The following is a 21,604-nucleotide window of genomic DNA, read 5'->3' as shown; positions in this document are numbered from 1 at the left end:
GCGATGGGTCTGTGGCGCGGCAAATCTCCGTTGATCCTGGCTTCGCAAAGCAGCGCGCGAAAGATGCTGCTGGCGAATGCCGGGCTGGAGTTCAAAGCGATCACGGCTGATATCGACGAGCGCGGCATCCAGGCGGCTTCAAAACTTTCCAATCCGCGCGAAATCGCTCTGCTGCTGGCCTGTGAAAAGGCGAAGGCCGTCTCCGCCCTTCATCCCGGAAGCTACGTGATCGGCGCCGACCAGACCCTGGCTCTGGGCGATCGTCTCTTCAACAAGCCCGCCGGCCGCGCGCAGGCGATGGCGCAATTGCGTGATCTCGCCGGCAATTGTCATGAGCTGAATTCGGCGGTGGCGGTGGCCCATGACGGCAAGATCGTCTTCGAGGACGTCTCGGTGGCCCGCATGACCATGCGACGGATGAGCGAGGCGGAGCTTTCGGCCTATCTCGACGCGGCCGGCGATGCAGTGACGACCAGCGTCGGCGCCTATCAGCTCGAAGGTCTCGGCATTCATCTGTTCGAGCGCATCGAGGGCGACCATTTCACCATTCTCGGCCTGCCGCTGCTGCCGCTGCTTGCGTTCCTGCGGCGCGAGCGGCTAGTTGCGGTGTGAATGACAGAGATGGCTGGGCGCTGATGCGGATCCTGGGACTGACCGGCTCGATCGGGATGGGCAAATCCACCACCGCGAAATTGTTCGCGGAGGCCGGCGTCCCCGTCTACGATGCCGATGCCGCCGTCCATCAGCTCTACGAGGGCGAGGCCGCGCCCGCGATCGAAGCCGCCTTCCCCGGCACCACCGCGAACGGCAAGGTCGATCGGACAAAACTGTCGGCGCGCGTCGTGCACGATCCCGCCGCGATCAAGCAGCTCGAGCAGATCGTTCATCCGATGCTCGGTGCCTCCCGGAAGAAATTCTTTGCCGACGCCGAAGCCGCCAACGCGCCGGTCGTGGTGCTGGATATCCCGCTGCTGTTCGAGACCGGCGGCGAGAAGCGGGTCGACGCCGTGGTCGTGGTGACGACTTCGCCGGAGCTGCAGCGCGAGCGGGTGCTGGCGCGGGGCACGATGGACGAGGCCAAGCTCGACGCCATCATCGCCAAGCAGACGCCCGACGCGGAAAAGCGCAAGCGGGCCGATTTCGTAGTGGATACGTCGCACGGACTTGAACCGGTGCGGGCGCAAATTGCGCACATCCTGGCCGAGGTCGTTAAGATGCCGCAGCGGCGAGCCTGATTCGCCGTCCCACACGGCTCCTGATCATGCGCGAAATCGTCCTCGACACCGAAACCACCGGCCTCGATCCGCTCCGCGGCGATCGCCTGGTCGAAATCGGCTGCGTCGAGATGTTCAACCGCATGCCGACGGGACAGACGTTCCACCGTTACATGAACCCCGAACGGGACATGCCGGCGGAGGCGTTTGCGGTGCACGGGCTGTCGGCCGAATTCCTGGCGACGAAGCCGTTGTTCCAAGAGGTCGTCGACGAGTTCCTGGAGTTCATCGGCGATGCGCCGCTGGTGATCCACAACGCCTCGTTCGACATCAGCTTCATCAATGCCGAGCTCGACCGGATCAAGCGCACCGCGATCCCGCGCGAGCGGCTGGTCGACACGCTGCTGCTGGCCCGGCGCAAGCATCCGGGCGTGTCCAACCGGCTCGACGATCTCTGCTCGCGCTATGCGATCGACAATTCCCACCGTACCAAGCACGGCGCGCTGCTGGACGCCGAGCTTCTGGCCGAGGTCTATGTCGATCTGGTCGGGGCGCGGCAGTCGCAGCTGCTGCTGGCTTCGGAAGCCGAGGAAATCCGCATCAATGCGGCTGGCGATGCGCCGCGGCGGCAGCGGCTGACACCACTTGCGCCGCGGATTTCCGACGGCGAGCGCGAGGCCCACAGGGCCTTCATCGCAACGCTCGGCGACAAGGCGATCTGGAACGAGTTTTTGCCCGCTCCAGCTGCCGTCGATCCGGCTGGTTAGGCCTGACCGGCCTGACCACCGGCGGCCATTTGCCGCTCCATGTTCTGGCGATAGAGACCGACGAAATCGACCGGGTCCAGCATCAGCGGCGGGAACCCGCCGTCGCGCACGGCCGTGGCGATGATCTCACGGGCGAACGGGAACAGCAGACGCGGGCATTCGATCATGACCAGCGGGTGCAGGTTCTCCTTCGGCACATTGACGATCCGGAACACGCCGGCATAGGCGAGCTCGAACGAGAACATCACCTTGCCCGCGGTCTCGGCCTTGCCTTCGACCGACAGCGTCACCTCGAATTCCTGTTCGCTGAGGTTATTGGCGCCGACATTGATCTGGATATTGATCTGGGGCGCCTGACCCTGCTGCTGCAGCGAGCTCGGCGCGTTCGGATTTTCGAACGAGAGGTCCTTGGTATATTGCGCCAGCACGTTGAGCTGGGGAGCCGGGGCCGCCTCGGGAGGGGTGCCGTTACCGTTGGTCATGAAAGTCTCTCCTTACCCGATTGGGGGCTGAATTTCGCGGCGGTTGGCTAACATAGGGCTACCTCGTTCCACAAGGACGAACGGTCCCGGACCGGGCGTCCGGGCTGCGGCCGGAACTGTGACGTTCTGCCCGGCCCCCCGGCCAAATCGCGCCTTAAACGATTGAAGATGCGCGATTTCCGGGCACGATCGGGTTTCCCCTTAAGCATAAAACGCGCTACACTCCGTGCTGTGCCAAAAGGCGCCATTGGCCGGGCAAGATTTCGTGCCTACATCCCACGGACCTGACGTGCGGACCCGAAATGGTGATGTAGACTTGCCGTTCCCGTATGGAACGGTCTACTGGCCGGATTGATTTTCCCGGCGACGACCTTCTAGGCGGCCCCTTCTAGAGAAGACCAGAAAGCGAATACCACGTGGACATCTACACCATCATCTTCCTGGCGCTGGCGGTCTTTATTTTTCTGCGGCTGCGCAGCGTGCTGGGGCAGCGCACGGGCAACGAGCGGCCGCCGTTCGACCGCAACGCGCTCCAGGGCGCCCAGGACAAGAACGTCGTGACCATGCCGGGCAAGGTGATCGACCAGGCCCCGCTGGCGCCGACGGTCGAGCCGACCCCGCCGTCCGATCGCTGGAAGGACCTGACCGAGCCGGGCACCGCGCTCGCGCAGGGTCTCGACGCCATCGTCGACAAGGATTCCACCTTCGACCCGCGCCATTTCATCTCGGGCGCCCGCGGCGCCTATGAGATGATCGTGCTGGCCTTTGCCAATGGCGACCGCCGCGCGCTGCGCGACCTGCTGTCGTCGGAGGTCTATGAAAGCTTCGACGCCGCGATCAAGGAGCGCGAGAAGAACGAGCAGAAGACCGAGACGCGCTTCGTCTCGATCGACAAGGCCGAGCTCGTCGGCGCCGAGCTGCGTGACCGTACCGCCCAGCTCACCATCCGCTTCGTCTCGCAGATGATCTCGGCCACCCGCGACAAGTCCGGCAACATCGTCGACGGCAGCGCCGATACGGTCGCCGACATCACCGACATCTGGACTTTCGCCCGCGACACCACCTCTCGCGATCCGAACTGGAAGCTGGTTGGCACCGGAAGCGCGAATTAAGGTCTTCCTGAAGACCAGCGCGACGGCGCTTTGCGCGGGTGTCGTCGTGCTGTCGTCGTTTTCGCTCGGCGCCGAGGCGGCGCGGCGCCACTACCGCAGCCACCATCATCACCTTCCGGAATTGCCCGCCATCCCGCCCCGGGCCTTGCCCTATCCGCAGCTCCCCCTGCCGTTCGAGATTCCGGGCGCGCAATACCTGCCGCTAGCCTGGGCCGACGTAAAGGGCTGGAGCGACGACGATCATCTCGCGGCCTACAAGACGTTCCGCGCGAGCTGCCGGTCGATCAACGCGCAGACCGGCGCTCCCGAGCCCAAGAGTGAATACAAGGCGCTGGGGGCATCGCTGAGCGAGCCGTGCCGGGCCGCCAAGACGCTCGAGCTCAGCGACGACGCCAAGGCCAAAACCTTCTTCGAGGAGAATTTTGCGCCGCTGCGCATCTCCCGCCTCGGCGAGCCCGATGGTTTCGTCACCGGCTATTACGAGCCGGTGCTGGAGGGATCGCGGACGCAGACCGACGTCTACAATGTCCCGGTCTATCGCCGGCCATCGAACCTGTTCGTGCGCGGCTACAAGCAGGATTCGGTCAGCCTGCCCAACAAGGGCCCGGTCTATCGCAAGATCGGCCGCCGCAAGCTGGTGCCCTATTACGACCGCGGCGAGATCGAGGACGGCAAGATCGCCGGCCGCGGGCTGGAGATCGCCTGGCTGAAGGATCCGACCGACCTGTTGTTCGCGCAGATCCAGGGCTCGGCGCGGATCAAGTTCGATGACGGCACCACGCTCCGGCTCAACTATGACGCCTATAACGGCTATCCCTACACGGCCGTGGGGCGCATCCTGATCGAGCGCGGCATCATTCCAAAGGAAGAGATGTCGATGCAGAAGATCAGGGAGTGGATGGCGCAGAACCCCGATGGCGCCAAGGAGCTGCGCCGCCAGAACCGCGCCTACATCTTCTTCCGCGAGGTCAATCTCTCGGACAAGGACGAGGCGGTCGGCGCGCAGGGCATTCCGCTGACGGCCGGCCGCTCGATCGCGGTCGACAAATCGCTGCATGTCTATGGCACGCCGTTCTTCATCGAAGGCGAGCTGCCGATCGACTCCGAGCGTTCCAAGACGCCGTTCCATCGGCTGATGATCGCGCAGGACACCGGCTCGGCCATCATCGGCCCCGCGCGCGCCGATCTCTATTTCGGTGCCGGCGCGGATGCCGGCCGCGTCTCGGGCCGGCTGCGCCATCCCATGCATTTCGTGATGCTGGTGCCGAAGGGCCTCGATCCCACGGCGCGCGCAGCGCGGCTGCCGGTGCCGGATCCGCGGCCCTCGGCGAAGATTGCAAAGCTGTTTCCGCAAACCGAACCTGCTAAGGATCAGGCCAAGCCGGCGGCTCCGGCCGCAGCCGTGGCGCCAGGCAAAGGTGAGACGGTCGCTGTCGCCAGCCCTGTCCCGTTGCCGGTGCCGCGTCCCGTGATCGAGCCCGTTCAAGAGCCGCTGCGGCCGGTGAAAAATCGTTCCCATCGGCAGCAATGAAGCGATCGTCCCGTCCGCCCGTGCTGGAGCCTCGCCCCTCGCCGCGCCGCCGCGCGCTGAGCGAGGATGAGCGCGCGCTGTGGGATACGGTGGCAAAACAGGTCAAGCCGCTGAGGAAACATCGTGCGCCGAAGGCGCAGGCTGTGCCGCGTGCCGAGCTATCACCCGCCGCGCCGACTACGCGGCCAGCACCATCGCCGCGTCCGATTGCTGCGGCACCGGCGCCGCGTGCCGTCAAGCCGTCCGTTCCGCCTCTGGCGCCGCTCGGCAAACGCGAGCGCACAAAGCTGTCGCGCGGCCGCAGCGAGATCGAGGCGCGGCTCGATCTGCACGGCATGACCCAGACGCGCGCCCATCGCGCCCTCACCGGTTTCCTGCACCGCGCCCATCACGACGGCCTGACCTTCGTGCTCGTGATCACCGGCAAGGGCAGGAGCGGCGGCGAAAGCGGCGTGCTGCGCCGCCAGGTGCCGGAATGGCTGAGCCTGCCGGAATTCCGCGCCTTCGTCGTCGGCTTCGAGACGGCGCATATCAGCCATGGCGGCGAGGGCGCGCTTTACGTGCGGATCAGGCGGGCCAGATTCTAGAACGGCCTCACGATTCCGACGCGCGGGATCAGCGTGACGACCAGGCCGAAGATGTTTGTGTTGCGATCCCAGGCTGGGATCAGCGGGGGTTCCTGTTTGGCCGGCAGCATCTTCACCGCATGCAGGATCAGGAACATGCAGACCGCCCAGTTCGAGATCCAGCGCGAATAGTCGAACACCATCGCGAACATCACGAGATAGGCGAGGCTGACGCCGATCAGTGCGGCGACGACGAGGCGCCGGTGCGTCTCGCTTGCGAGCGCGCCGATCAGGCTCGCAAAATAGCGCCATAGCGGCATGTGCAGCCAGATCAAGAGCGCAAACACGGGCACGCCGAGGATGTTGTGCGGCAGGCGGCCCCAGGTGTCCGAAATCTCCTTCGCCAGCGGCTGGTACCAGATGTAGCTGAATTGCAAGAGCTCGGTGCGGGAGGGATCGACCATCCGGGTCTTCAGATACGCGACGAAATCCGCTTCCGGGATCGGCATCGTTCCCAGGAATTGTGCCGCGAAGAACAGCGCTGAGACGAGGAGGAAGGCGATGGTACCGAATGCAACGTTGCTGCGATTGCAGCCGCAGACGAGATAGTGCCTGATCACGACGATGGCGATGATCGTCGGCACGTACATCAAGAGATGGATGTGGTGGATCAGCACGAGCACGATCGAGAACAGCGCGGCCATTGCCACGAACAGCAATGAGCCCGCCGGCATCAGCAGCAGGATGATTGCCAGCGCGCAGCCATAGATGTCGAAATGGCCGAGCGTGTGCATGAAGTTCTTCAGGAAGAACGGCGAGCCCGCGGTGAAGACGAACAGCGGCAGCGTCTTGGCAGTGAAGCCGAAGGTTTTTTGAAACAACCTTACGAATAGCGCCAGCGTCACCAGCCACGTCACCCCGCCGAGCGCGAACACCAGCCAGACCGGCACCTTGTTCGTGAACAGCGCGACGACCGCCCCGATCAGCGCGCGCTTGATAAAGCCGAAATGATAGTCGACGAGCAGGTGGATGTAGGGGACGTAAGGCGGCAGCTGGATCTTGTGGACGAGGACGCCGACGATGATTGCTGCGTTGATCGCGAGCAGCAGGCGCCACGGGTTTTTCAAAACGCTAGCGGGCACGCGGCACCCGACGCGCGTCAACCTCCGCCGTCGTCCCGGCGAAGGTCGGGACCCATAGCCGCGAATGTTCGTTTTGAGCCAACGCTGGGGCCGCTATCATTTCCAACAAGGACCACCGGTGATGATGGGTCCCGGCTTTCGCCAGGACGACGGCGGATAGATAGCTGACCCCGGCCGAATTACAAAATGAACCGGCTGAGGTCCGCGTTCTTGGCGAGGTCGCCGACGTGCTTCTGCACGTAGTCCGCATCGATCCGGATGGTCTCGCCGCTCCGATCGGGCGCGCTGAAGGAGATCTCGTCCAGCACCCGCTCCATCACGGTCTGGAGCCGCCGTGCGCCGATGTTCTCGACGGTGGAATTGACGGCGACCGCGACGTCGGCCAGCGCATCGATGGCGTTGTCGGTGATGTCGAGCGTCACGCCCTCGGTGTGCAGCAGTGCAACATATTGCTTGATCAGCGAGGCCTCGGGCTCGGTCAGGATGCGCCGCATGTCGTTGCGGGTCAGCGCCTGCAATTCGACGCGGATCGGCAGGCGGCCCTGCAACTCAGGCAACAGGTCCGACGGCTTGGCGACATGGAAGGCGCCAGAGGCGATGAACAGGATGTGGTCGGTCTTCACCGCGCCGTGCTTGGTCGAGACCGTGGTGCCCTCGATCAGCGGCAGCAGGTCGCGCTGCACGCCCTCGCGTGAGACGTCGCCGCCGACGCGGCCGTCGCGGGCGCAGATCTTGTCGATCTCGTCCAGGAACACGATGCCGTTGTTCTCGACCGCGCTGATCGCTTCCAGCGTCAGCTGCTCGGTGTCCAGCAGCTTGTCGGATTCCTCGTTGACGAGGATCTCGTGCGAGCTTTCCACCGTCAGCCGTCGCGTCTTGCTGCGGCCGCCCAGCTTGCCGAAGATGTCGCCGATCGAGATCGCGCCCATCTGCGCGCCCGGCATGCCCGGAATCTCGAACATCGGCATGCCGCCGCCTGACGACTGCGTCTCGACCTCGATTTCCTTGTCGTTCAGTTCGCCCGCACGCAGCTTCTTGCGGAAGGATTCCCGCGTCGCCGCGCTGGCATTGGCGCCGACCAGCGCGTCGAGCACGCGCTCCTCGGCGGCGAGCTGGGCGCGCGCCTGTACGTCCTTGCGTTTGCGCTCGCGCACCTGGGCGATCGCGACCTCGACGAGATCGCGCACGATCTGCTCGACGTCGCGGCCGACATAGCCGACCTCGGTGAATTTCGTCGCCTCGACCTTCAGGAACGGCGCATTGGCGAGTTTTGCCAATCGCCGCGCGATTTCCGTCTTGCCGACGCCGGTCGGCCCGATCATCAGGATGTTCTTCGGCAGCACCTCCTCGCGCAAGGAGCCGTCGAGCTGCTGCCGGCGCCAGCGATTGCGCAGCGCGATCGAGACGGCGCGCTTGGCATCGGCCTGGCCGACGATGAAACGGTCGAGTTCGGAAACGATTTCGCGGGGAGAGAAGTCTGTCATGGGACCTTAGCTAGGGTCAGATGCGGGCCGGGACAAGTCGCTTTTTCAGCCGTCAGATGATCGGTGGCCCCGATTGCCACTGCTTCACGGCCTCGATCGGATGGACCAGCATCAGAATATTCAGCGTCAGATTGTCGCGAATGTGGAGCGCCAGCATGATCTCGAAGGCGAACCCGAGCAGGACGGTCGCCGTGCCAGGCAGCACGCGTGCGGTAAGGAACCCCAGCACCATGAACAGCGTGTCCGACACCGAATTGACGATGCTGTCGCCAAAATAGTCGAGCGAGATCGTGCCGGCGCGGTAGCGCTCGATGATGAATGGCGAGTTCTCGACGATCTCCCAGGCGCCTTCGATCAGCATGGCGACGATCAGCCGTGCCGGCCACGACAGAGGCAGCAACGGCAGGCGCGCGAACAGCAGAAAGGTCAATCCGTAGAACAGGAAGCCGTGAAGGACGTGCGAGAAGCTGTACCAGTCGGCGATGTGCTGGGAGTTCTCCGAGCTGTTCACCACGCCATGCCACAGCTTGACGTAACCGCAGGTGCAGATCGGCACCCGGCCCATCGCGAACAGGATCGAGGCCTGCAGCGCCAGCAGCAGCAGCGCGATGCCGACCCAGGCGAATGCTGGCACCGCGGCTTTGCTTTCGTGCGCGCTGGTCAGTGTCATGGCTCGCGCACCATCAACAGTGCCGGCCCGTCGGGCGTCTCGACCATGCGGTCGCGGACGAAGCCCGCCTTCTCGTAGGCGCGCAGGGCTCGCAGATTGAGCGGGTCTGGATCGGTGACCATGCGCGGCAGGCCGTGCCGCAGCTGCTCGTCGACGAATTGGCGGATGAAGGCCGAGCCGTGGCCGCGCGCGATCATGTCGCTTTCGCCGATGAACTGATCGATCCCACGCGTGCCCTCCGGTTGCGACCCGAAGCCCGTATTCCAGGCGGTCAGGCGGTAGCACTGAAGATAGCCGAATGGCTTGTCGCCGGCCAACACGATGAACTGGTCCATCGCCGGCTCATCGAGGTCGCCGCTCACCAGCGCAAGCTGCTCGCCCGGATCGCCCCACCATTCCCGCACATGCGCCTCGCCCAGCCATCGCCGGATCCGCGGCAGGTCAGCCGCGGTCATCGGGCGGAAGGCGTAGGCGGGCGTCATGGCCTAGCCGGTCGCCAGGCTTTCGATGGTCACATTGCGGTTGGTGTAGACGCAGATGTCGGCGGCGATGTCGAGGGAGCGGCGGACGATGGTCTCGGCGTCCTTGTCGGTGTCGAGCAGGGCCCGCGCAGCCGCCAGTGCATAGTTACCGCCGGAGCCGATCGCCATCACGCCGGCCTCGGGCTCGAGCACGTCGCCGGTGCCGGTCAGCACCAGGGAGACGTCCTTGTCGGCCACGATCATCATGGCCTCCAGCCGCCGCAGGTAACGGTCGGTGCGCCAGTCCTTGGCGAGCTCGACCGCGGCCCGGGTCAACTGCCCCGGATATTGCTCGAGTTTGGCTTCCAACCGCTCAAAGAGCGTGAAGGCGTCGGCGGTGGCGCCGGCAAAGCCGCCGATGACGTCGCCCTTGCCGAGCTTGCGGACCTTCTTGGCGTTGGACTTGATCACGGTCTGGCCGATCGAGACCTGGCCGTCGCCGCCGACCACCACCTTGCCGCCCTTGCGGACCGTCAAGATCGTGGTGCCGTGCCAGCCCGGCGATCTGTTCTGGGAATCCTGCATGAAGTACCTCATTGTCCGACCTGATTTAGGCGGTCGGGGGCGAGGGCACAACGGGCCGCTCCGGGCCCAATTTCGCTCACCATAGGCAGAAGTAGAGGCCCGGCCAGCCGTTCCCGCAGTAGCGAAGGCGTCATGGGGCTGTTAAAAGACCCCCGTTTTCGGCCCCCGAACTAGGATGAAAGCTAGTTTTGATGCGCACCGCGACGATCAAGCGCAAGACCAAGGAAACCGACATCGAGGTCACCGTGAACCTCGATGGCACCGGCGTGTCCAATATCGCGACCGGCATCGGCTTTTTCGACCATATGCTCGATCTCCTCGCCCGCCATTCCCGCATCGACCTCACGGTCAAGGCGGTCGGCGACCTGCACATTGATCATCACCATACCACCGAAGACACCGGCATCGCGCTCGGCCAGGCGGTCAAGCAGGCGCTCGGCACCATGGCGGGCATCACCCGCTATGCCGGCGTGCACATGCCCATGGACGAGACGCTGTCGCGCGTCGTGATCGACATCTCGGGCCGCCCGGTCCTGGTGTTCAAGGTCGACTTCCCCCGCGACAAGATCGGCGAGTTCGACACCGAGCTGGTGCGCGAATGGTTCCAGGCCTTCGCCATGAACGCCGGCGTGACTCTCCACGTCGAGACCCTATATGGCGATAACAGCCATCATATCGCCGAGTCCTGCTTCAAGGGTCTGGCGCGGGCGCTGCGGGCGGCGGTTGCGATCGATCCGAAGGCGGTGGGCGAAATCCCGTCCACCAAGGGCTCGCTCGGCGGCTGACATCTCCGTTTCGGTGGCAAATGCTGCCGGCGGCATCACTGAATTCTTGAGAACGGGGCATCACCATGCCTGTCTACACAGTTCATGCTCCTTTCCCTGGCGGAGCCGATCTGCGCGCGACCGACAAGTTCGTCTTCGTGCGCGACGGCTTCCATTTCTGGGCGATGATCTTCGGCCCGTTCTGGCTGTTGTGGAACCGGCTGTGGCTGGTGCTGATCGGCTGGCTGGTCTTCGTCGCCGCGTTCAATGCCGGACTGTCCAGCCTCGGCATCGGACGCAGCGCGATCTTCTTCGCCGATATCATCGTTGCGCTGCTGATGGGCTTTGAGGCCTCCAGCCTGCGCCGCTGGACGCTGTCGCGCGGCAAGTGGCGGCTGCTCGATATCGTCGTCGCCGACGACGATGACACCGCCGAGCGCCGCTTCTTCGAGCGCTGGAGCCAGAAGCAGCACGGCATCGTCAACGATCAATGGGCTGTCGATCGCGGTGGCCCGCCGCCGACCCGCAACACGCCGGGTCAGCAATTTTCGAACCCGCCGCCGCTTCCGGCCGGCGGCATCATCGGATTGTTTCCAGAACCGGGAGGGTCAAGATGAGCATCGCCATCATCGATTACGGTTCCGGCAATCTGCATTCCGCCGCGAAAGCCTTCGAACGCGCCGCGCGCAGCCTGGAGAACCCGCAAAAGGTCTTCGTCACCAGCGATCCGGACCAGGCCTACAGCGCCGATCGCCTGGTGCTGCCGGGCGTCGGCGCCTTCGCCGATTGCCGGCGCGGGCTGGACGCCGTCAACGGCATGGTCGAGGCGATCACCGAAGCGGTGCGCGTCAAGGCGCGGCCGATGTTCGGCATCTGCGTCGGCATGCAGCTGTTCGCCACCCGCGGCAAGGAGCATGTCATCACGCAGGGCCTGAACTGGATCGCCGGCGACGTTGAGAAGATCACGCCGCGCGACGAAAGCCTGAAGATCCCGCATATGGGCTGGAACACGCTCGACGTGCTGCGCGAGCATCCGGTGCTGAACAAGCTGCCGCTCGGCCCCAAGGGCCAGCACGCCTATTTCGTGCACTCCTACCACCTCAACGCCGCCAATGAGGCGGACGTGCTCGCGCGCGCCGATTACGGCGGACCTGTCACCGCGATCGTCGCCAAGGACACCGCCATCGGCACGCAATTCCACCCCGAGAAGAGCCAGCGTTTTGGGCTCGCCCTGATCTCGAACTTTTTGCGATGGAAGCCGTGATTCTCTTTCCCGCCGTTGACCTCAAGGACGGCCAATGCGTGCGCCTCGAGCAAGGCGACATGGCGCGCGCGACCGTGTTCAATCTCAATCCCGCGGCGCAGGCGCAGAGCTTTGCCGAGCAGGGCTTTGAGTATCTCCACGTCGTCGACCTCGACGGCGCCTTTGCCGGCAAGCCGGTGAATGCGCAGGCCGTCGAGGCGATGCTGAAGACGATCAAGATCCCGGTGCAGCTCGGCGGCGGCATTCGTGACCTCGCCACCGTCGAAGCCTGGCTCGAAAAGGGCATCACCCGCGTCATCATCGGCACCGCCGCGGTGCGCGACCCCGAACTGGTGAAGGCGGCTGCGAAGAAATTCCCCGGCCGCGTCGCGGTCGGGTTAGACGCCCGCGACGGCAAGGTCGCGGTCGAGGGCTGGGCGGAAACCTCGCAGGTGACGGTGCTGGAGATCGCACAGCGCTTCGAGGATGCCGGCGTTGCCGCCATCATCTTCACCGACATCGCGCGCGACGGCCTGCTCAAGGGCCTGAACCTCGATGCGACCATTGCGCTGGCCGACGCCATTTCGATTCCCGTGATTGCCTCCGGCGGCCTCGCCTCGATCGAGGACGTCAAGGCGATGCTGACTCCGCGCGCATCGAGGCTCGCCGGCGCGATCGCAGGCCGTGCGCTGTACGACGGCCGGCTCGATCCTGCCGCCGCCCTCACCCTGATCCGCAACGCGCGCGCCGCCTAGGAGACATCAGATGTTCAAGGTGCGCGTGATCCCCTGCCTCGACGTCAAGGACGGAAGAGTCGTCAAGGGCGTCAATTTCGTCGATCTGCGCGATGCCGGCGATCCCGTCGAAGCCGCGATCGCCTATGACGCCGCCGGCGCCGACGAGCTCACTTTCCTTGACATCACCGCGACCCATGAGAACCGCGGCATCATGCTCGACGTGGTCCGGCGCACGGCGGAGGCCTGCTTCATGCCTGTGACCGTCGGCGGCGGCGTGCGCGAGGTTGACGATATCAAGACGTTGCTGCGCGCCGGCGCGGACAAGGTCTCGATCAACAGCGCCGCGGTGTCGCGGCGCGAGTTCGTCAAGGAGGCGGCCGAAAAGTTCGGCGAGCAGTGCGTGGTGGTCGCGATCGACGCCAAGCGGGTCAAGCGCCCGGGCGGCGACCGCTGGGAGATCTTCACCCATGGCGGCCGCAACTCGACCGGCATCGACGCCATCGAATATGCCCAGGAGGTGGTCTCGCTCGGCGCCGGTGAAATCCTGCTGACCTCGATGGACCGCGACGGCACAAGGCAGGGGTTCGACATCCCGCTGACCCGGGCGATCGCCGACAGCATTCCCGTTCCCGTGATCGCCTCGGGCGGCGTCGGCAATCTCGACCACCTCGTCGACGGTATCCGCGACGGGCACGCCACGGCGGTGCTGGCGGCCTCGATCTTCCATTTCGGGGAATTCACCATCCGCGAGGCCAAGGAGCACATGGCGCGGCGCGGCCTGCCCATGCGCCTCGATGCCTGACGACTCCCGCTCCTAGAAATGCTACACAAGCCGGCGGGGAATGGCCGCCGTGGCCTTATGTGTTTTTCGAGTAATTCCGATGCCGCGTTTCACGATCCACGATCTGGCCGAGACCATCGACGCCCGCGCGGCGGCCGGCGGCGAGGGCTCCTATACCCGCAAGCTCCTGGACAAGGGCGCTGAGCATTGCGCCAAGAAGTTCGGTGAGGAAGCAGTCGAAACCGTAATCGCAGCAGTCGAAAACGATCGCGCGCATCTGATCGCCGAGGGTGCCGATCTGCTCTATCATTTCCTTGTGCTTTTGAAGGCACGCGGCATAAAGCTGGAAGAGGTCGAGGCCGCGCTCGGCAAGCGAACCTCGATGTCAGGGTTGGAAGAAAAGGCGTCGCGCAAGAGCGATTGAGGGTTATTGTTTGAGCATGATCTTTTCGGAAAACCGCTTCACACTTTTCCGGATCAAGCTCTAGAGCAACGGAAAGGCGGCGTCATGGATATCCGCGCACCCGAGCAGCAGTATAATCCGTACCGCGTCTATACGCGCGAGCAATGGGCGCGGTTGCGCGACGACACGCCGATGACGCTGGAGCCGGGCGAGTTCGACCGGCTGCGCTCGCTGCACGATCGCCTCGATTTGCAGGAGGTCGAGGACATCTACCTGCCGCTGTCGCGCCTGCTGTCGATCTATGTCGATGCGATGCAGCGCCTGTATTACGCGGAGCGCCAGTTCCTCAACATCCGCGACCGCAAGATGCCCTACATCATCGGCGTCGCCGGTTCGGTCGCGGTCGGAAAATCAACCACCGCCCGCGTGCTCCAGGCGCTGCTGGCGCGCTGGTCGCCGCGCCCGAAGGTGGATCTGATCACGACCGACGGTTTTCTGTACCCGAATGCCGTGCTCGACCGGCAGGGCATCATGCAGAAGAAGGGTTTTCCGGAGAGCTACGACCTGCCGCTGCTGCTCGGCTTCCTCTCCGACATCAAGGCCGGCCGCCGCCACGTCCGCGCGCCGGTCTATTCGCATCTGACCTACGACATCGTGCCGAACCAGTGGGTCGAGATCGACCAGCCCGACATCCTGATCGTCGAGGGCGTCAACGTGCTGCAAACCGGCAAGCTGCCGCGCGACGGCAAGGCGGTGCCCGTCGTCTCCGACTTCTTCGATTTCTCGGTCTATATCGATGCCGACGAGGCGGCGCTGCGGCGCTGGTACATCAAGCGCTTCCTGGCGCTGCGCGACACCGCGTTCACCAATCCCAAATCCTACTTCAACCGCTACGCGCTGCTGTCCGACGAGGAAGCCACCGCCACCGCGATCGCGATCTGGGAGCGCACCAACCTCGCCAATCTCGAGGACAACATCCTGCCGACCCGCCCCCGCGCGACACTGATCTTGAAGAAGGGCCCCGACCACGTGGTGGAGAGCGTGGCGCTCAGGCGGCTTTAAGCGCGCCGGCCTTCGGAAGCGCGAGGGCTCCATGGTTGACCGTCACGCCGCGTAACGGCGTCAATTCCGGACCTCCTGTCGCTCTTTCGAGCCGACGAAGATGTGCCACGCGGTCAGAAACATGGCGGCGACGAGCGGGCCAATGACGAAGCCGTTCGCGCCGAAAGTCGCAAGGCCGCCCAGGGTGGCGAGCAGCACAACGTAGCTTGGCATTCGGATCGACTGGCCGACCAGGACAGGGCGGAGAAAGTTGTCGGCAAGACCGATCACGAAGGTGCCGAAAGCGAGCAGGATCATTCCCTTCGTGACTGCGCCTGCCACGAGCAGGTAGAGGCCGACCGGAACCCAGACCAGGGCGGAGCCAAGCACAGGCAGAAGCGAGAGCAGCGCCATGAGGGCGCCCGCCAGCAGCGGTGCAGTCAGGCCGAGCAGCCAGAAGATCAGCCCGCCAAGCGCGCCCTGGATCAGGGCAACCAGTATGATCCCTTTGATCGTCCCGCGAACCGAGAGGGTGAACGCATCCAGAATCGCGGCGGTGTGGCTCCTACGCAGCGGGAGTGCGTCGCGGATGCGTAGATTCAGCTCGTCGCCGTCGCGCAGGAAAAAGAACAGCAAGTATAGCATCACGAGCAAGCTTGCGACGAACTCCACTGTCAACTGACCGATGTTGATCGCGTGCCCGGCCAGTTGCTGGCCGGCCGGGACGACCAGGCTCGAGAGGCGTTCTTTCAGGGCCGAAAGATCAATGCCGGCCAGACGGTCCGAGACGGAAACCGCCCAGTCAGGCAGCGCGGATTTCAGTTGCTGCAGGGGATGAGCGAAACTGATCTCCCCGGTCTGAACGCGCTGATACAGCTCCCCTCCCTGGTCGATGAGCGAGGCGATCACGACGGCCACGGGGATCAAGACCATGACGACCACGACGAGGACGGTGGAAAGTGCGGCAAGGTTGCGCCATTCCGGGAACGTTTCCAGGCAAAGTCGATAGAGTGGCGCGAAGATGATCGCCAGCAGCGTGGCCCACAACAATGCGCCGGAGAACGGCCAAAGCAGCCAGCCGAACGCGACGGAGATTGCCGCAAGCAAGACGAGGAATGAGCGGTCTTCCGATGTTCTCACGTGTCGCCGGCCTTTCAGTCGCTCCTCACGGGACGTTGGTATCACAGGACTGTGGCGGGGCGGCAAGTCACGCCCGTCTCGTCGCGCCGGCCGCCGGGTTGGATGCGGTCTGTCACCTGCCGGCCTTCGCACTCCAGTCCGCAGGCTTGATGCGCCCCGCAAAGACCGCGGGGTCGGAGCCGCTGGTCTTGTAGACGAAAGCTTCGCCCTCCTGCACGTCGCCGGCGTCCTTGCCAAAGGCATCGGCGATATTCGTCTTGTGGGTGACCAGGAAGACGTTGGTGCCCGCCTTCGGCGGCGCATCGACGAGCTGTCGCACGGCCTGTCCGGCCTTTGCATTTGCACCGGTCGGGTTTGCCATTCCCGCCGCGCTGGCGTTGCTGCTGTCCGTCAACGCATCGACCGGCTTGACCTCGCGGCCGGAGATCAGCTTGCCGGTCTCGATCGCGCGGTTCAGCCGGCTGGTGTAGACATCGCCGATCGGGATCGCGAGCTCCTTGATCGCCGTCCCGATCTGGCGTGCCATGTCCCTGCCCTTTTCACTGAGCTGACGCTGGGCGCTCATGTCGTCGAACCTGAAGGGATAGACGTCCTTTTGGCTGTCGTCGGTCGCGGTGTGCCGAAAGACCAGGACGTAGCCGCCTTGCTTGAGCGATGAGATCAGCTCCGGCGTGTCGCCTGCGGCGGATCCGGAGAGTCCAGCAAAAAGGACAGCGACTGCGAGGCGGCAAAGCAAGTTCATGCTCGAAATCCTCTATCGCAAATGCCCCCCCGAGGATGGTGACGCGCAACGCGGTCGATTTCAATTATCGATTGCGGCCGAGATGAGGTTCCCGTGAAATTCTGGATCAGACCGCCAGTTGCCGTGACGCCGCCAGTCCCGCCAGCGCTTCGTCCAGCTTGTCGCGGTCGAGCGGCTTGATCAAAAACCCGTTCATGCCCGCCTCGAAGCAGGCGTAGCGATCTTCCACCAGCGTGTTGGCGGTGAGCGCGAGGATCGGGGTGTGATGACCGCCGGTGGCGGCCTCGTGCGCGCGGATGCGCTTGGTCGCCTCGATGCCGTCGAGCTGAGGCATCTGGATGTCCATCAGCACGAGATCATAAGGCGTGCCGGCCGAGCTGGCTGCCAGCCAGGATTCCAGCGCGGCCTCGCCATGGACGGCGATGACGACGCGATGGCCGAGTTTCGTCAGCAGCGAACGCATCAGCAGCGCGTTGATCTCGTTGTCTTCCGCAACGAGGATGGAAAGCCCCTTTGCCGGTGTCGCGCTCGTGGAGTCGGCCGGCGGCTCCGGCGCGAGCTCGGGCGATGCGACCTGCGGCGTCAGCGCGAGGCGTGCCGCGAGCGAGGCCGCCCGCAGCGGCTTCACCAGAAAGCCGGTGAAGGCCGTCGACAGCTTTTCATGGCGCGAGCTCGACGTCAGCAGCACCAGCCGTTGCGGCGCATGGACGCGGGCCACTTCGCCCAGCCGATCGGCAATTGCGGGGCCGATCGCGCGATCGACCAGCACCGCGTGCCATGAGCGTTCCGGCAGCAGCGCTTCCGCGACAGTGGCGTCAGTCACCAGGCAGGTCTGGCTGCCCCAGCGCTCCAGGCGCCGCGCGATCAGCGAAGCCTCGATGCCCTCGGCAATCAGGAGGATCGACTTGCCCGTGAGGTCGGGACTCGGGAACGCGGTCTGCCCCGCGCCTCCTTGCGATGGCGCGAGCGGCACCGCGACCTCGAAGGTCGCGCCCCTGCCCGGTTCGCTCGTGAGTGTGATCCGGCCGCCCATGCGCTTGACGATGCGTTCGCTGATGGCAAGGCCGAGGCCGGTGCCGCCATAGGTGCGGGCGACGCGCTCGTCGGCCTGCTCGAATTCGCGGAAGATGCGTTGCTGCGCTTCGGCTGCGATGCCGATGCCGGTGTCGCGGACGAGGAAGCTGATCTCGCTCGGCCAGATGCCGGGCTCGACGATCAGTGCCACGCCGCCGCTCGCGGTGAACTTGATGGCGTTGCCGGCGAGGTTGAGCAGCACCTGGCGCAGCCGCGCGGCATCGCCGACCACCTCGAGCGGCAGGCGCTCGTCGACATAGGCGGCGATCTCGAGCGCCTTCGCCTGCGCGCGCGGCGCGAGCAGCTCGGTGATCTCCTCGATCAGGGGCGAGAGCGCGAAGGGGCGTTGCTCGAGGTCGAGCTTGCCGGCCTCGATCTTGGAATAATCGAGCATCTCCTCGATCAGCGCCATCAGCGCTTCGCCGGAGGTTTTCACGGCCTTCGCGTAGGTCGCCTGCTCCGGCGTCAGCGTGGTGTCGAGCAAGAGGCCGCCCATGCCGATGATGCCGTTGAGCGGCGTGCGGATCTCGTGCGAGGCCATCGCGAGGAAGCGCGATTTGGCGCGGTTGGCGGCATCGGCCTGGTCGCGGGCGTCGGACAATGCGCGCTCGGTCTCGGTGCGGTCGGTGACGTCGCGTCCCACACTCTGCAACTCGGCCGGCTGGCCGGCATCGAGGCGGACATAACCCTCGCGCCAGGCGATCCAGCGCGCGCCGATCGGGGTTGCGATCTTCTGATCATGAACGCGCGTGCCATTGCTTTCGCGGGCATTGTCGCCCTGCTCCAGCACGTCGAAATCGAAGCGCGTGCCGACCAGTGCGGCGCGCGCCTGCCCCGCAAGCGCGCAATAGGCGTCGTTGGCAAAGGTGATACGGCCGTTTGTGTCGCGCAGCACGATCAGGTCGCCCTGCTGTTCGAACAGGCTGCGGGCGCGCTCCTCGGCTTCCTTCAGCTCCCAATTGCGGTCGATCAGCGCCTCGTTGTGAGCGGCGAGCTTGCGCAGCCGCTTGTTGACGAAGCGCAGCCGCATGCTGAGCGTGGCCAGGCCAAGGCAGGCGAGCGCGAACAGGAAGCTCGCGCCGATCGCAAAGGCATTGGGATCGTAGCCGGAGTTCTCCGAGCGGCTGCCGGAGACGAAGCCATAAGCGCCGCCGAACGTCGCCGAGAAGATCATGAAGGAGCGGATCGCGAAGGCAATTCTCGGATGCTGCCGCCTGAAGCGGCGCATGCGCACCTTGATCCGGAACGTCCGACCCATCGCCACCGACCCCGACTCTTGTCTTAGAACCCCGTACTCGCCGCGTGCGACGATGTCCCGCCGACCTTGCAAACAGCTTGAGGCTTTGGCGCCGCCTCCAAACAGGGTTGACGAGGTGTTAACGTCTTAAAGCGAGGCGGCCTGGAACGGGCGGTGACCGTCGTGGGCGCCGACGATCAGCGCCGCCGCCTCGCGCTGCGAGAACGTCTTCGAGCGCACATAGATGCGGTAATCGGCCGGGCCGTCGGTGGAGAGGTAGATCACCGGCCCGCCGTCGACCGGCTGCGCGGCAATCGTGATGAGCCGGGTCTGCGGACTGGCCTGGCAGGAGTCCGGCTCGGAGCCGAGACCGTCGTCCACCACCGCGAAGTCCGCACCGTCCGCATCGTCGGTGATCTGAACCCTGACCGTGGCCCGCGTCGGATCGTCGGTGAAGGCGACATGGACGCCGGCGGTCCAGAACAGCGATGTCAGCTCGACGGAGGTTTCGCCCAGGGCGATGCAGGGATGCGAGACCGATCCGATCTCGCTGCGGGCAAACACCGCAGCCGCCAACAGGGGAACGACCGAGGCCAGGATCTTGAAACGCAACATGACACTCTACTCGCCAGGCCCGTACGGGAACTTGTGAGCCTTATGGTTTGCAGAGCGTAAAGGAAACTCGTTACCGCCGGGTTGATGCGCGGAGTGATCACGCCATCTGGCGCACATCCTCTGCGAGTGCGCGGTAGGACAGCGCTTCGGCGAGATGCAGCCGGCCGATCTTGTCGGCGCCATCGAGGTCGGCGAGCGTGCGCGCCACCCGCAGCACGCGGTGATAGCCGCGCGCCGACAGCCGCATGGTCTCGGCGGCGTCGCGCAGCAGCTTGGCGCCCTGCGCGTCGGGCTTGGCGATGTCTTCCAGCACCGAGGCCGGTGCCTCGGCATTGGTGCGGACCCGCGGCAGGCCGATCGCCGCGTAGCGCGCAAGCTGGATGTCGCGCGCCGCCGCGACGCGTGCGGCGACCTCGGCTGATCCTTCCGCCGGCGGCGGCAGGATCAGGTCGGCTGCGGTCACCGCCGGAACCTCGATGCGCAGGTCGATGCGGTCCATCAAGGGCCCTGAGATGCGCGCCTGGTAGTCGCCGGTGCAGCGATCGATGCGGCCGCGCTTGCAGGCATAGCCGGGTTCGAACGCGTTGCCGCAGCGGCAGGGATTCATCGCCGCGACCAGCATGAAGCGGGCAGGGTAGGTGACGCGATGATTGGCGCGGGACACCGAGACCTCGCCGTTCTCCAGCGGCTGGCGCAGCGAATCCAGAACGCGCGGATCGAACTCCGGAAGCTCGTCGAGGAACAGCACGCCCTGATGCGCCAGCGAGATCTCGCCGGGCTTGGCGCGCATGCCGCCGCCGGTGAGTGCGGCCATGCTGGCGGAATGATGCGGCGAGCGGAACGGGCGCCGCGACGTCAGCGCGCCGCCCTCGATCTCGCCGGCAACGGAGGCGATCATCGAGACCTCGAGCAGCTCGCCCGGCGACAGTGGCGGCAGGATCGAGGGCAGGCGCGCCGCCAGCATCGACTTGCCGGCGCCGGGCGCGCCAATCATCAACAGGTGATGTCCGCCGGCGGCCGCGATCTCCAGCGCCCGCTTGGCGCTTTCCTGGCCCTTGATGTCGCGCAGGTCGAGCGGCGAGGCGGCGGCCTCGTGCACCCTGGGCGAGGGCCGCGACAGCACCTGCGTGCCCTTGAAGTGATTGGCGATCTGGATCAGCGATTGTGCGGCGATGATCTGGATGTCCGGGCTCGCCCAGGCCGCTTCCGAGCCGCAGGCGGCCGGACAGATCAGGCCTTCCTCGCGCACATTGGCGCCGATCGCGGCGGGAAGAACGCCGGCCACCGGCGCGATCGAGCCGTCGAGACCGAGCTCGCCGAGAACGGTGAAGCCGGTCAGCGCATCCGGCGGAATGGCGCCGATCGCCGCCATCAGCCCGAGTGCGATCGGCAGGTCGTAATGGCTGCCTTCCTTCGGCAGGTCGGCCGGCGCCAGATTGACGATGATCCGCCGCGCCGGCAGCGCCAGGCCTGAAGCGATCAGCGCCGAGCGGACCCGCTCCCGCGCCTCGGACACCGCCTTGTCCGGCAGGCCGACGATGGCAAAGGCCGGCAGGCCCGGCGCGACCTGCACCTGCACGTCGACCGCGCGGGCCTCGATCCCCTCAAAGGCGACGGTAGAAACCCGTTGAACCATGCCGAACCAACCTGCCCTCTTGCACAATCGAGGGTAGCAGAGCCGGCCACCCTCCGCAAGAACAATACGGGAACATATCTAGCGCCGCCCAAGCCCTAACCAATCGTAAACGAGACGCGAACACTACGTCTCGAATGCGAGCGGCAGTCCTCAGCACATTCCAACGAATGTCCGCTA

The 21,604-nt window shown here is 65.3% G+C and carries 24 protein-coding genes; 13 read left to right on the top strand and 11 right to left on the bottom strand.

What is annotated here, in order from left to right; all coding sequences use genetic code 11:
- Nucleotides 1–3 precede the first annotated feature (3 nt).
- Genes XI09_RS26405 through dnaQ form a run of 3 tightly spaced genes read left to right on the top strand, consistent with a single transcriptional unit; the run spans nt 4 to nt 1,981 of the window.
- On the top strand, nt 4–612 hold the full coding sequence (locus XI09_RS26405) for a Maf family nucleotide pyrophosphatase (RefSeq protein WP_271569447.1): 609 nt from the start codon (nt 4–6) through the stop codon (nt 610–612).
- A 23-nt stretch (nt 613–635) separates the two neighbouring features.
- Nucleotides 636–1,235: a dephospho-CoA kinase gene (coaE, locus tag XI09_RS26400; RefSeq protein WP_271569489.1), complete on the top strand. Its 600-nt coding sequence runs from the start codon at nt 636–638 to the stop codon at nt 1,233–1,235.
- Between the two features lie 26 nt (nt 1,236–1,261).
- Entirely contained in the window at nt 1,262–1,981 is a 720-nt protein-coding gene (gene dnaQ / locus XI09_RS26395) for a DNA polymerase III subunit epsilon (protein WP_271569446.1), read from the top strand.
- Here dnaQ and secB read toward each other — a convergent pair.
- Nucleotides 1,978–2,463 (bottom strand): protein-export chaperone SecB, encoded by a 486-nt coding sequence (gene secB, locus XI09_RS26390; protein WP_027543786.1) that lies wholly within the window; start codon nt 2,461–2,463, stop codon nt 1,978–1,980. The two genes, dnaQ and secB, sit on opposite strands and share 4 nt — an antisense overlap.
- Before the next feature lie 416 nt (nt 2,464–2,879).
- Here secB and XI09_RS26385 point away from each other — a divergent pair, with 416 nt between their 5' ends.
- Genes XI09_RS26385 through XI09_RS26375 form a run of 3 tightly spaced genes read left to right on the top strand, consistent with a single transcriptional unit; the run spans nt 2,880 to nt 5,693 of the window.
- Nucleotides 2,880–3,575 (top strand): Tim44/TimA family putative adaptor protein, encoded by a 696-nt coding sequence (locus XI09_RS26385; protein WP_271569445.1) that lies wholly within the window; start codon nt 2,880–2,882, stop codon nt 3,573–3,575.
- The gene (gene mltA, locus XI09_RS26380) at nt 3,553–5,106 is read left to right on the top strand and encodes a murein transglycosylase A (protein WP_271569444.1); all 1,554 of its coding nucleotides are present in this window, start codon (nt 3,553–3,555) and stop codon (nt 5,104–5,106) included. Before XI09_RS26385 ends, mltA begins: the two co-directional genes overlap by 23 nt.
- The gene (locus tag XI09_RS26375; protein WP_271569443.1) at nt 5,103–5,693 is read left to right on the top strand and encodes a Smr/MutS family protein; all 591 of its coding nucleotides are present in this window, start codon (nt 5,103–5,105) and stop codon (nt 5,691–5,693) included. Before mltA ends, XI09_RS26375 begins: the two co-directional genes overlap by 4 nt.
- Here the strand turns inward: XI09_RS26375 and XI09_RS26370 are convergent.
- The 5 genes from XI09_RS26370 to hslV form a co-directional block, all read right to left on the bottom strand.
- Nucleotides 5,690–6,814 carry a hypothetical protein gene (locus XI09_RS26370; protein ID WP_271569442.1) on the bottom strand — a complete coding sequence of 375 codons (1,125 nt, stop codon included), beginning with the start codon at nt 6,812–6,814 and terminating at the stop codon, nt 5,690–5,692. The genes XI09_RS26375 and XI09_RS26370 overlap by 4 nt on opposite strands.
- A gap of 179 nt (nt 6,815–6,993) precedes the next feature.
- Nucleotides 6,994–8,298: an ATP-dependent protease ATPase subunit HslU gene (gene hslU, locus XI09_RS26365; protein WP_271569441.1), complete on the bottom strand. Its 1,305-nt coding sequence runs from the start codon at nt 8,296–8,298 to the stop codon at nt 6,994–6,996.
- A 52-nt stretch (nt 8,299–8,350) separates the two neighbouring features.
- Nucleotides 8,351–8,968 (bottom strand): DUF2585 domain-containing protein, encoded by a 618-nt coding sequence (locus XI09_RS26360; RefSeq protein WP_271569440.1) that lies wholly within the window; start codon nt 8,966–8,968, stop codon nt 8,351–8,353.
- Entirely contained in the window at nt 8,965–9,450 is a 486-nt protein-coding gene (locus tag XI09_RS26355; protein WP_271569439.1) for a GNAT family N-acetyltransferase, read from the bottom strand. Before XI09_RS26355 ends, XI09_RS26360 begins: the two co-directional genes overlap by 4 nt.
- Before the next feature lie 3 nt (nt 9,451–9,453).
- Complete coding sequence (hslV, locus tag XI09_RS26350; protein ID WP_271569438.1) at nt 9,454–10,014, bottom strand: ATP-dependent protease subunit HslV; 561 nt, start codon at nt 10,012–10,014, stop codon at nt 9,454–9,456.
- Nucleotides 10,015–10,205: 191 nt separating this feature from the next.
- On the opposite strand from hslV, the gene hisB reads away from it, so the two are divergent.
- The 7 genes from hisB to coaA all read left to right on the top strand — a co-directional run bounded on the left by hisB (nt 10,206) and on the right by coaA (nt 15,004).
- Entirely contained in the window at nt 10,206–10,799 is a 594-nt protein-coding gene (hisB, locus tag XI09_RS26345) for an imidazoleglycerol-phosphate dehydratase HisB (RefSeq protein ID WP_212431554.1), read from the top strand.
- A gap of 65 nt (nt 10,800–10,864) precedes the next feature.
- Nucleotides 10,865–11,395 carry a DUF2628 domain-containing protein gene (locus XI09_RS26340; RefSeq protein WP_271569437.1) on the top strand — a complete coding sequence of 177 codons (531 nt, stop codon included), beginning with the start codon at nt 10,865–10,867 and terminating at the stop codon, nt 11,393–11,395.
- A complete protein-coding gene (hisH, locus tag XI09_RS26335; protein WP_271569436.1) occupies nt 11,392–12,042 on the top strand; it encodes an imidazole glycerol phosphate synthase subunit HisH in 651 nt (216 codons plus the stop codon). The genes XI09_RS26340 and hisH overlap by 4 nt, the downstream gene beginning before the upstream one ends.
- Nucleotides 12,039–12,776, top strand: a complete 738-nt coding sequence (hisA, locus tag XI09_RS26330) for a 1-(5-phosphoribosyl)-5-[(5-phosphoribosylamino)methylideneamino]imidazole-4-carboxamide isomerase (RefSeq protein WP_271569435.1) — start codon at nt 12,039–12,041, stop codon at nt 12,774–12,776. The genes hisH and hisA overlap by 4 nt, the downstream gene beginning before the upstream one ends.
- Before the next feature lie 10 nt (nt 12,777–12,786).
- On the top strand, nt 12,787–13,560 hold the full coding sequence (hisF, locus tag XI09_RS26325; RefSeq protein WP_092189207.1) for an imidazole glycerol phosphate synthase subunit HisF: 774 nt from the start codon (nt 12,787–12,789) through the stop codon (nt 13,558–13,560).
- A 79-nt stretch (nt 13,561–13,639) separates the two neighbouring features.
- Nucleotides 13,640–13,963: a phosphoribosyl-ATP diphosphatase gene (locus XI09_RS26320; protein WP_271569488.1), complete on the top strand. Its 324-nt coding sequence runs from the start codon at nt 13,640–13,642 to the stop codon at nt 13,961–13,963.
- Nucleotides 13,964–14,047: 84 nt separating this feature from the next.
- Nucleotides 14,048–15,004, top strand: coding sequence for a type I pantothenate kinase (gene coaA, locus XI09_RS26315; protein ID WP_027543772.1), 957 nt, complete (start codon nt 14,048–14,050; stop codon nt 15,002–15,004).
- Between the two features lie 60 nt (nt 15,005–15,064).
- On the opposite strand, the gene XI09_RS26310 is transcribed toward coaA, so the two are convergent.
- The 5 genes from XI09_RS26310 to XI09_RS26290 all read right to left on the bottom strand — a co-directional run bounded on the left by XI09_RS26310 (nt 15,065) and on the right by XI09_RS26290 (nt 21,427).
- A complete protein-coding gene (locus XI09_RS26310) occupies nt 15,065–16,123 on the bottom strand; it encodes an AI-2E family transporter (RefSeq protein WP_271569434.1) in 1,059 nt (352 codons plus the stop codon).
- 112 nt (nt 16,124–16,235) lie between these two features.
- Nucleotides 16,236–16,865: a histidine phosphatase family protein gene (locus XI09_RS26305; RefSeq protein ID WP_271569433.1), complete on the bottom strand. Its 630-nt coding sequence runs from the start codon at nt 16,863–16,865 to the stop codon at nt 16,236–16,238.
- 106 nt (nt 16,866–16,971) lie between these two features.
- Nucleotides 16,972–19,197, bottom strand: a complete 2,226-nt coding sequence (locus XI09_RS26300; RefSeq protein WP_271569432.1) for a PAS domain-containing hybrid sensor histidine kinase/response regulator — start codon at nt 19,195–19,197, stop codon at nt 16,972–16,974.
- Between the two features lie 126 nt (nt 19,198–19,323).
- Nucleotides 19,324–19,791, bottom strand: a complete 468-nt coding sequence (locus XI09_RS26295; protein WP_271569431.1) for a hypothetical protein — start codon at nt 19,789–19,791, stop codon at nt 19,324–19,326.
- Between the two features lie 97 nt (nt 19,792–19,888).
- The gene (locus XI09_RS26290) at nt 19,889–21,427 is read right to left on the bottom strand and encodes a YifB family Mg chelatase-like AAA ATPase (RefSeq protein ID WP_271569430.1); all 1,539 of its coding nucleotides are present in this window, start codon (nt 21,425–21,427) and stop codon (nt 19,889–19,891) included.
- Between the last annotated feature and the right edge of the window lie 177 nt (nt 21,428–21,604).

The sequence above is a fragment of the Bradyrhizobium sp. CCBAU 11386 genome, assembly GCF_028128955.1.
In the GTDB taxonomy this organism is placed as follows: Bacteria; Pseudomonadota; Alphaproteobacteria; order Rhizobiales; family Xanthobacteraceae; genus Bradyrhizobium.
The sequence above is the reverse complement of the archived record's forward strand: the minus strand, read 5'-3'. Positions and strand labels throughout refer to the sequence as shown.

Bases quoted from the DNA above. Each gene is read 5' to 3' on its own strand.
- XI09_RS26295 (WP_271569431.1), bottom strand. From the start codon at position 19,791: ATGTTGCGTTTCAAGATCCTGGCCTCGGTCGTTCCCCTGTTGGCGGCT.
- secB (WP_027543786.1), bottom strand. From the start codon at position 2,463: ATGACCAACGGTAACGGCACCCCTCCCGAGGCGGCCCCGGCTCCCCAG.
- XI09_RS26320 (WP_271569488.1), top strand. From the start codon at position 13,640: ATGCCGCGTTTCACGATCCACGATCTGGCCGAGACCATCGACGCCCGC.
- XI09_RS26360 (WP_271569440.1), bottom strand. From the start codon at position 8,968: ATGACACTGACCAGCGCGCACGAAAGCAAAGCCGCGGTGCCAGCATTC.
- XI09_RS26340 (WP_271569437.1), top strand. From the start codon at position 10,865: ATGCCTGTCTACACAGTTCATGCTCCTTTCCCTGGCGGAGCCGATCTG.
- XI09_RS26305 (WP_271569433.1), bottom strand. From the start codon at position 16,865: ATGAACTTGCTTTGCCGCCTCGCAGTCGCTGTCCTTTTTGCTGGACTC.
- hslV (WP_271569438.1), bottom strand. From the start codon at position 10,014: ATGCAGGATTCCCAGAACAGATCGCCGGGCTGGCACGGCACCACGATC.
- hisH (WP_271569436.1), top strand. From the start codon at position 11,392: ATGAGCATCGCCATCATCGATTACGGTTCCGGCAATCTGCATTCCGCC.
- coaA (WP_027543772.1), top strand. From the start codon at position 14,048: ATGGATATCCGCGCACCCGAGCAGCAGTATAATCCGTACCGCGTCTAT.
- dnaQ (WP_271569446.1), top strand. From the start codon at position 1,262: ATGCGCGAAATCGTCCTCGACACCGAAACCACCGGCCTCGATCCGCTC.
- XI09_RS26405 (WP_271569447.1), top strand. From the start codon at position 4: ATGGGTCTGTGGCGCGGCAAATCTCCGTTGATCCTGGCTTCGCAAAGC.
- XI09_RS26375 (WP_271569443.1), top strand. From the start codon at position 5,103: ATGAAGCGATCGTCCCGTCCGCCCGTGCTGGAGCCTCGCCCCTCGCCG.
- hisB (WP_212431554.1), top strand. From the start codon at position 10,206: ATGCGCACCGCGACGATCAAGCGCAAGACCAAGGAAACCGACATCGAG.
- XI09_RS26290 (WP_271569430.1), bottom strand. From the start codon at position 21,427: ATGGTTCAACGGGTTTCTACCGTCGCCTTTGAGGGGATCGAGGCCCGC.
- XI09_RS26355 (WP_271569439.1), bottom strand. From the start codon at position 9,450: ATGACGCCCGCCTACGCCTTCCGCCCGATGACCGCGGCTGACCTGCCG.
- XI09_RS26300 (WP_271569432.1), bottom strand. From the start codon at position 19,197: ATGGGTCGGACGTTCCGGATCAAGGTGCGCATGCGCCGCTTCAGGCGG.
- hisF (WP_092189207.1), top strand. From the start codon at position 12,787: ATGTTCAAGGTGCGCGTGATCCCCTGCCTCGACGTCAAGGACGGAAGA.
- hslU (WP_271569441.1), bottom strand. From the start codon at position 8,298: ATGACAGACTTCTCTCCCCGCGAAATCGTTTCCGAACTCGACCGTTTC.
- coaE (WP_271569489.1), top strand. From the start codon at position 636: ATGCGGATCCTGGGACTGACCGGCTCGATCGGGATGGGCAAATCCACC.